This window comes from Chrysosporum bergii ANA360D, assembly GCF_029891735.1.
Lineage (GTDB): Bacteria > Cyanobacteriota > Cyanobacteriia > Cyanobacteriales > Nostocaceae > Umezakia > Umezakia bergii.
Genome location: NZ_JANQDH010000072.1, coordinates 26,324 through 34,927, shown reverse-complemented (window position 1 = coordinate 34,927; position 8,604 = coordinate 26,324). Strand labels below are relative to the sequence as shown.

The 8,604-nt window shown below is 39.0% G+C and carries 9 protein-coding genes and 1 pseudogene; 6 read left to right on the top strand and 4 right to left on the bottom strand.

Annotated elements, in window-relative coordinates; translation table 11 throughout:
- Positions 1–696 precede the first annotated feature (696 nt).
- The 5 genes from NWP17_RS10750 (at position 697) to NWP17_RS10730 (ending at position 4,854) form a co-directional block, all read left to right on the top strand.
- Positions 697–1,914, top strand: coding sequence for an ABC transporter permease (locus NWP17_RS10750; protein WP_280654906.1), 1,218 nt, complete (start codon positions 697–699; stop codon positions 1,912–1,914).
- A gap of 143 nt (positions 1,915–2,057) precedes the next feature.
- Positions 2,058–2,441 (top strand): hypothetical protein, encoded by a 384-nt coding sequence (locus NWP17_RS10745; RefSeq protein WP_280654905.1) that lies wholly within the window; start codon positions 2,058–2,060, stop codon positions 2,439–2,441.
- Positions 2,438–2,617, top strand: coding sequence for a hypothetical protein (locus NWP17_RS10740; protein WP_280654904.1), 180 nt, complete (start codon positions 2,438–2,440; stop codon positions 2,615–2,617). The genes NWP17_RS10745 and NWP17_RS10740 overlap by 4 nt, the downstream gene beginning before the upstream one ends.
- A 21-nt stretch (positions 2,618–2,638) precedes the next feature.
- Positions 2,639–3,859, top strand: coding sequence for a hypothetical protein (locus tag NWP17_RS10735; protein WP_280654903.1), 1,221 nt, complete (start codon positions 2,639–2,641; stop codon positions 3,857–3,859).
- Positions 3,860–4,089: 230 nt separating this feature from the next.
- Positions 4,090–4,854, top strand: coding sequence for an ABC transporter ATP-binding protein (locus NWP17_RS10730; protein ID WP_280654902.1), 765 nt, complete (start codon positions 4,090–4,092; stop codon positions 4,852–4,854).
- Positions 4,855–5,001: 147 nt separating this feature from the next.
- Here NWP17_RS10730 and NWP17_RS10725 read toward each other — a convergent pair whose 3' ends face one another.
- On the bottom strand, positions 5,002–5,637 hold the full coding sequence (locus tag NWP17_RS10725; protein WP_280654901.1) for an HAD-IA family hydrolase: 636 nt from the start codon (positions 5,635–5,637) through the stop codon (positions 5,002–5,004).
- Positions 5,612–6,587 (bottom strand): annotated as a pseudogene (gene queG / locus NWP17_RS10720) (tRNA epoxyqueuosine(34) reductase QueG). The gene NWP17_RS10725 and the pseudogene queG overlap by 26 nt, the downstream one beginning before the upstream one ends.
- 207 nt (positions 6,588–6,794) lie before the next feature.
- Between queG and NWP17_RS10715 the strand changes: the two are divergent.
- The gene (locus tag NWP17_RS10715; protein WP_280654899.1) at positions 6,795–7,208 is read left to right on the top strand and encodes a nuclear transport factor 2 family protein; all 414 of its coding nucleotides are present in this window, start codon (positions 6,795–6,797) and stop codon (positions 7,206–7,208) included.
- Between the two features lie 9 nt (positions 7,209–7,217).
- Here the strand turns inward: NWP17_RS10715 and NWP17_RS10710 are convergent, their stop codons facing one another.
- Positions 7,218–7,673: a hypothetical protein gene (locus tag NWP17_RS10710; RefSeq protein ID WP_280654898.1), complete on the bottom strand. Its 456-nt coding sequence runs from the start codon at positions 7,671–7,673 to the stop codon at positions 7,218–7,220.
- 502 nt (positions 7,674–8,175) lie between these two features.
- Positions 8,176–8,601: an ATP-binding protein gene (locus tag NWP17_RS10705; protein ID WP_280654897.1), complete on the bottom strand. Its 426-nt coding sequence runs from the start codon at positions 8,599–8,601 to the stop codon at positions 8,176–8,178.
- Between the last annotated feature and the right edge of the window lie 3 nt (positions 8,602–8,604).

The following is an 8,604-nucleotide window of genomic DNA, read 5'->3' as shown; positions in this document are numbered from 1 at the left end:
ACCGCGAGATTACATTATTCAAAAAGCGAAAGAGGAGAAGCAGGAATAATGATACAAAGAAATTATATAGGACTTACGCATTGACAAAAAACATGATCTATGATCTCCAGATCATGCGATCGCCTACGGCACTGGCGAAGCCAATCGCCTGTAACACAAGAAGCCGGGGAATAAATTCCCCGTCTCAAAGCTCAAGTCCGTTAAAACGGACTCTTACGGAATGGGCGAGCGCCTGTAACACAAGCATCCTGCTTGTCACCAATACCCGCTAGAAGCCGGTGCTACTGATACCACATTACAACCCCATGCAATAACCGAGAATCAAAGTCCCCCTAGATTAATGCACTATTTTGTTATTCTGTCAATGCGTAACTCCTATTATATAAGAAATTAATATCAAATTCGCTATATCATTGAGCCAGGGAATAAATTTCTGTAACGCGAGCATCCTGCTTGCTAATTATGTACCTCAGAGCCAGCCAGGGAATAAATTCCTGTAACGCGAGCATCCTGCTTGCTAATTATGTAACCCAGAGCCAGCCAGGGAATAAATTCCTGTAACGCGAGCATCCTGCTTGCTAATCATGTAACCCAGAGCCAGCCAGGGAATAAATTCCCTGTCTAATAGCTAAAGTCGGTTGAAACCGACTAATTTATGGTAGTAAATTATTATGAACGTATATTGAACTTTTTAGTATGAATTTTTTAGAAAGTATGCACATGGCAGGAAAAACCCTGCTTTCTAATAAGTTGCGTAGCGCCCTGACTATGTTGGGGATTGTGATTGGTAATGCTTCAGTAATTGCTATGATTGGTATTGGCGAAGGAGGACAAAGGTTTGTTAACCAGGAATTAGAGTCTTTGGGTCCTAATGTGTTGTTTGTGATTCCGGGTAATCGCGCCAGCCAGCGTATTTCTAGGGATTTGCCGAAAACCTTAGTGTATGAAGATGCTAAAGCTATTGCTAATCAAGTACCAACAATAGCAGCAGTTACGGCAGAGTTGAATAGTAGGCAAGTGGTTACTTACCGTAACCAAAACACTAATGTTAATATTATTGGCACAACTCCTTTGTTTTTAAGCGTGCGTGACTTTGAAATTGCCACTGGGCGATTTTTCACTGATATAGACATGAAACGCAATAACCAAGTGGTGATTTTGGGCGCGGACTTGGCAGAAAGATTATTTAGTAATAGTAACCCTGTGGGTGAGCAGGTGCGGATTAAAAATGCTAGTTTTCAAGTAATTGGGGTGTTAGCAAGTAAAGGCTCAAATTTAGGGGTTAATTATGATGAAGCCGCTTTAATACCTTTTATGACTATGGCTAACAGAATTGTGGGGCGCACCTCTCCCTATGGATTAGAAGTAAGTTATATTGTCGCTTCAGCCATAGATGGGGAAAGTGTTGATGCAGCCAAGTTTCAAATTACTAATTTGCTGCGGTTGCGGCACAAAATTATTGCAGAAGATGATTTTACTATCAATACTCAAAAAGATGCTTTGCAAACTGTTGGTCAAATCACAGGTGCATTAACTATTATGCTGGCTGCTATTGCGGGTATTTCTTTATTTGTGGGGGGCATTGGTATTATGAATATTATGCTGGTTTCTGTTACGGAACGCACCCAAGAAATTGGATTGCGGAAAGCTATTGGGGCTACACAACAGGATATTTTGCTACAATTCATGATTGAAGCAGTGATTGTTTCCGTTATTGGTGGTTTTGTGGGGACTGCTGTTGGGGTGAGTGGCATTATATTAGTAGCAGCCATAACTCCCTTAGAAGCGGCAATTTCTTCTAGTGCAATTGCTACAGCTGTGGGTGTGTCTGGCGGTATTGGTTTATTTTTTGGTGTGGTTCCCGCCCGTCGGGCTGCTCAACTTGACCCCATTGTGGCTTTAAGAAGTGCTTAAACAGCATTTTTATGTTATTTAAACCACAGGGTGATATCATTGAGCCAGGGAAGAAATTCCCTGATCTTAAGCTGAAGTGGGTTGAAACCGACTAGTTTATGGACAGGAAACTTGGAAACCTACGCTAAGAGTTAATTAAATCTATGGAACCTATGGAAACCAATCAACTCCTTGAAGCATTTATCCAAGTTGTGAGAGAGCAAGATTATGTTTTCTCCCAGCAGGCTATCTCTTCCATCCCTCAACTACTAGAACAAATAGAGCAATTACGACATCACACCTTTGATACAGTAGCAGATATAGCTCGTCTGTGGTACATCCAGTATCCTGATGTGAGAGATGCGGTATTAGATGCGGTATTCAGCCAAGAAAGGGAAATTGACAGAGTTCGTAGGACTGCACCAGCAAATCAAGAATATATGTTGGAAAATCGCAGCCGAGTTGTGCGAGAAGAACTCGAAAAACTCCATAGACGATACAATGAGCAAACACCTCCAAACCAGACAAACCAGACAAACAACCCATGAAAATTTATGCGCCAAATATCCATTGGTTTGCTTTTCAACTATACAAAATCTCTAATATTGACCCAAATGATTCGTTAATAGATAAAAATCTTCTCTGGAATACTGGTAATGACATAGTACGCACTACTTTACACCAAGATTTACATCTTAGTGATCGGGTTGATGTGGAGAAATAACCAAATAATCCCCATGTATCTTTGCTGAAAGATACAGAAGTGATTGATGATCAATATGATTTTCCTTTTGAGGGTAAAGTGACTTTTAACCAAGACCTGGTAGTTAAAGGCTTTGCTTATCCCCTACGGCTACATGATAGCCACGGTTTGTGGCTAAATTTACGCCGTCCAGAAAAAGAAAATAATTACATGACAGAATATGTAGAAACTGCTTTCTTACGCCTGTTAAATCCTGATAATTGTTTAATTTTACCAGAACACCCTTTATTTATTGGTCAAACTTTGCTGGTTACCTCTTGGTTAACAGGAGCCAAAGATCCAAAAACTAGCCAAGACATAGCAATGGAATGTTTAAAATCTCTTTTTCCTGATAATTATTCATTACCACCATTTGCTCGCCGGGGTGAATTATTTGGGAGTCCAATTTTTGAGTATGGTTTATTCAGTCAATTTGATAATTATCAACACGTTATAATTTGGCTATTTGCTGATCAACAAGCAGATACAAAGTTTAATGAATGCTATGAGGATTTACTAGATTTATTTTTCTACCGTAGTAAATCTGTAAAAGCTTATAAAGACAGTAAGAAAACTTATAAAAAATTAGATAAAGCCTATGGCAAAGTGGAAGACACTATTGGCAAACTACCCAAAATAGAAGATAAAAAATCCCCAAATAAAAAATCTCCAAATACAGCAGATTTAACTGAGTTACAAAACCAATTAAAAGCCTTACCTCAGTTTGTATTAGAATACACTCAGCTGCTGCGAGATTTAGAAGAACAACAAAATACAATTGCTATTCACACCTATAATTATAACGAAAAATTACAACGTATTCGGGGTAAAGTTGGTAGTAATATCAGCTTTTTAGAATTTTTTAGTGAAAAAACTAGCCCTTATTTCCAAGCACAAATAACCGCAGATTTAGGTTATTTTCGCCCCGGTTTAGAACTGTTGGGTAAGGCCATAGACTCAATTCGTGGTATGGTAGAAATAGAACAAGCTGAAAGCGATCGCTCCTTAGAACGTACCATCCAAGTATTAGGTATTGGCTTTGGTGGTGGTGCAATTTTTTCTGGCATTATCACCCAACACATCGGGGAAGTCAATACCCCTCTGGCTGCTATATCTCCTGAAAATCCACCTCATCCCTTTTACGGTTCCCTGTTATTTAGTATTCTGGGTACAATATTATTTATTGTCATCGGTTGGCTAATTACCAAACGCAGATCAAGGTGAAAGTATTACAGTAGCAAGGCTGTATTAAGCAGCGAGCAGGATGATCGCACTACAATATTTATTTAATGTGATTTGATGTGATTTGATATGATTTAATATGATTTGATGTGATTTGATATGATTTGATGTGATTTGATATGATTTGATGTGATTTAATATGATTTGATGTGATTTAATGTGATTTGATATGATTTAATATGATTTAATGTGATTTGATATGATTTGATTGTATGGCAAACACTATTACAAGTATTGATGCTCTCGTTCCTAATCCTGTACCGAAATCAGGAATTATTCGTTTAGAAAACATCTTTAAAATATACGGGAGTGGTGAAACTACAGTTACAGCCCTCAATGATGTGAGTTTGACTATCTATGAGGGTGAATATTGTGCAATTATGGGACCTTCTGGTTCTGGTAAATCTACAGCTATGAATATTATCGGTTGCTTAGATCGCCCTACCAGTGGACATTATTATCTAGATAACGTTGATGTGGCTAAGATGAATGATGCTGAGTTAGCCAAAATTCGGAATCAAAAATTGGGGTTTGTGTTCCAACAATTTCATTTATTACCCCAACTGACAGCTTTAGAAAATGTGATGTTACCAATGGTGTATGCAGGTGTTACCCCCACAGAAAGACGCGATCGCGCTGCTGATGCGTTAACCAAGGTCGGTTTAGAAAAGCGCCTTTATAATAAACCCACACAATTATCTGGAGGACAGCAGCAACGAGTGGCGATCGCTCGTGCTATTGTTAATCGTCCTGTTGTTCTTTTAGCGGATGAACCCACAGGCGCACTTGATTCTCAAACCACCCAGGAAGTACTGGATATTTTTAGTGATTTAAATCATAGTGGAATCACTGTTGTGATGGTAACTCATGAGTCGGAGGTTGCTTGTCAAACTCAACGCATTATCTGGTTTCGTGATGGCGCAGTAGTTCACAGTAACTTGACCCCGAAAGATTTACAGCAGGTTACAAATAAATAAACTAGAAAATTTAGCATTTTTTCAACACGTGAGACACAAATGATTAAAAAAATCATCATCTTGTGGCGCTCAGTACCAGTCATCCTTGCTCATGATGTACCTCACCAAGCAGGGAAAACCGCCATAAACCAGAAAATAAGCATCTACTCAGCAATGTTTAATCACTTCTAATAGTTCCCTGGGTTGGTGAATTAAGAAATCTGGATTTTGTTTAGCTAAAGCTTCTGGGGAATTGAAGCCCCAAGTTACCGCAATCACTTTGATATGAGCTTTTTTTGAAGCTTCTATATCCCTGGTTTCATCCCCGACATAGATAACTGCTTGAGTTTTGAGTTGTTTTTGTTTGAGGACATTATTAATGATGGTTGTTTTGCCAAAAATTGTGACTCCTGAATGAATAAAGTCGAATAATTGGTGTAATTCGTTGTTTTTCAGGAATGCTACCACATTTTCTTGAGAATTAGATGTAATAATCCCTAACCTATAGCCTTGATGGTACAGTTCAATTAAAACTGTGGATATTCCCGGTATTGGTTTAAAGTCTTGAATTTTTTGTTTTAATTCTCCTTTCACTTTCTTGAGTAAAAAGGGAATTTTAAATAGAGAGACACCTGAGTATTTAATAATTTCCCTAGAGGTAAAATTCCTGAGCATAGCAAGCTCTTCTGGGGTAATTTGAGTATAGCCAAATTCCACAGCCAAACGGTTGGCAATAGTTACCAGAGCATCTACAGTATCCGCTATTGTACCATCAAAATCAAAAATAATTACTTTCTGGTTCATTCTTTAAGTTGGGATGGGTCAAGACTAGCACGAGCATTTCTTCTCAACATTTCTGGCTTAATGCGCCGCAGGGCTGAAGCGGGAAATCTTTGCTCCCACTCTTGTGGTGAGATGTTGGCTAATTCCACCAGCAGGGGGGCTACATTGCCAGGATAAGGGTTAAAATCTTCTATATCCGTGGTTTGGGAAAAACGCTGATTCCAAGGACAAACATCTTGACAAATGTCGCAACCTGCAACCCAACCTTGTAAGTTGGCTGATATTGTCTCTGGTAGTTTTTCGGCGCGATTTTCGATGGTATGGTAGGCGATGCAGCGATTAGCATCTACTACAAAAGGTTGGGTAATTGCACCTGTGGGACAGGCTTGTAAACAACGAGTGCAAGTACCACAGTGTTCTGTGTGTGGGCGATCGCTGTCTAGTTCCAGATTTGTGAGTATTTCTCCTAAGAATACCCAAGATCCATATTCTCTAGTAATCAGATTACCATTTTTGGCAATCCAACCAATTCCAGCCCTCTGGGCCCAGACTTTATCTTGTACTGGACCTGTATCGGCGTAATACCTGGTTTGAATATCTAGGTTGAGTGACTCTAGCCAAGTAGTCAAAGCCTTAAGCTTTTTGTGCATTACTTTATGATAGTCCCGTCCCCAGGCGTAACGAGAGATTTTGGCGTATTCCTGGCCTTCAGAGCGTTGATGGGGTGTGTAGTAATTGAGTGCGACACATATGAGCGATCGCGCTTCTGGCATAATTAGGCTAATATCTTGACGTTTAGGGTTATTCATCCATTCCATATCCGCGTGATAACCCTGGTTGATCCACCCTTGTAATCTGTGTGCGTCTGTATGATCTTTCTTATCTACAGCAGTAATTCCGACTTTGTGGAATCCTAACTGTTTGGCTTTTTCTTTAACTACACCGCTGCTAATTACAGAATAATTATCCATTGTTTAGAATCCCCTGTGTTTAAACCAGGGGAGGTGTCAAATAAATTTAGCCATGATGATGGCTAAACTTATTTATACATTATCTTGTGAAAACCTTGGTTGAACAGTTCCCACTCTGGCTAATATGTAACAATTATTTGATTTTTATTAAGAAATGCTGCAATATGTAGATATTGATCCTTTAGCTGATGAAATATAGGTTAGTATATGACAGCTAATGAGTTTGAACAAGAATATCAGATTAAGGGAATACTTGAACCGGTCATTCTCCGTTACTTTGAAACTCTCAACGCGGGGGAGTTTAAAGCAACTGTTGCCCTATTTGCTGAGGATGGGGTGATGTATCCCCCCTTTGAATCTGCTATTGTGGGAAGAGATGCCATAGCCACTTACTTACAGCAAGAGGCAGAAAGTATTAAAGCCTGTCCGCGTGCGGGAATTTTTGAAACTTTAGAAAATGACCAAATACAATTTCAGGTAACAGGTAGAGTGCAAACATCTTGGTGTGGTGTCAATGTTACCTGGGTATTGACCCTCAACCCACAACAGGAAATTATCAGCGCCGAAATTAGACTGTTAGCTTCTCCCCAAGAGTTAATTGCTTTACGTAGAGAAGATTAGCCCAGATTTTCATCTTGATGGTGCTGACTTTTGGCTGGGGTTGGTTTGCTCCCAAGAGCGCAATAATAATTTACGCCCTAAATCAATATCCGATGGCGCACATTGCCATTGTGGGTGTGCTGTCATCAGTAGGCTGTCTAGAGTTTCTTGATCAAATAGATGCCAAGTCAGAGCTTCATTAATCTGATGTTCCACAGCATAACAGTTAGGACTGACACAGTGAATTGTGCAACTAGTGACAATTCTATTCACCGTCATTTGTTCCCCTGGCTGCAAAGACCGAAATTGGCGGATAGTTTGTTTTAATTCACCGATTGAAGAAACCATTAAACCTGGTATAGCTATGGTTAAATTTTTGTCTCCATTAATGGCAATCCAGTAATGGCGAGTGGGATCAATACCCCCTAGCCAAGGTGATTGATCATCAAGGCGATAGCGGGGGGACAAACAAAATAAAGCTTCCATAGATTTAGTAACAAATTGAGTTTACTTATGCTTGTTTTATACTCACTTCACTATCCTGGTGGTTGTCAGGCTATGCCATGAGTTTATGAGATGAGTTTATGAGATGAAATTATTGTTTGGGCTGACTATTTCCAGTATTTAATAATTCTGGGTGATAAATCAAATAAAATTAGCAAAAGTTATTAACTTATTTACATTTCTTAACAAAATTCCCATAATAACCGTGTTATTTATTTATAACAGGTAAATAAAGTTACTTTTAATTAAGTAAAGCAGGTGAGACAAAAAAAATTACCAGCCTGAAATTTAGTGCTTGGCTTGATAGTGAAATAAACCCCACTCAACACAGTAGGGTCTAAAGTATCTATATTTATTTAAAAAAAAGATTAATACTCAGGAGGTTGCACTTGGCCAGATTTGCAAATGCCAAACACAAGAACCATGAAGTAAGGTTGACATCTCCCCTGTCCAGCAATCTGGACACTCAAAATTGTTCAAATTATCAGTTTGTGAGTTCTGGTAGAGTGGCTTGTAACTTAAGACAATTTGCACCATTAAGTTGTAAATTGTATTCAACATTATCCATGAGACGATTCATAATTAGCCATCCATAACCGCCCTCTTGTTTATCTGTAGGATTAGGTGCAAAGTAATCAGAGATATCAAATCCTTGGCCATAGTCCCAAATTTCTATGGCAACATCTCTGTTTTTCAGTTCTAAACGCAGTAGTACGGGTAAATTAGGCTGTTCTTTGTGAGCATGACGTACTACATTTGAATATGCTTCTACCAAAGCTAGTCGGAAACGACTTGATTGCCTTGACCAATCCACTGTTTCTTTGAGATTAATTTTTAAGCATCCTAGTAACCAGTTTTCGACGATATTTAAATAATCTAGGTCACTTGGTACGTGCAACTCACTTTTCATTAC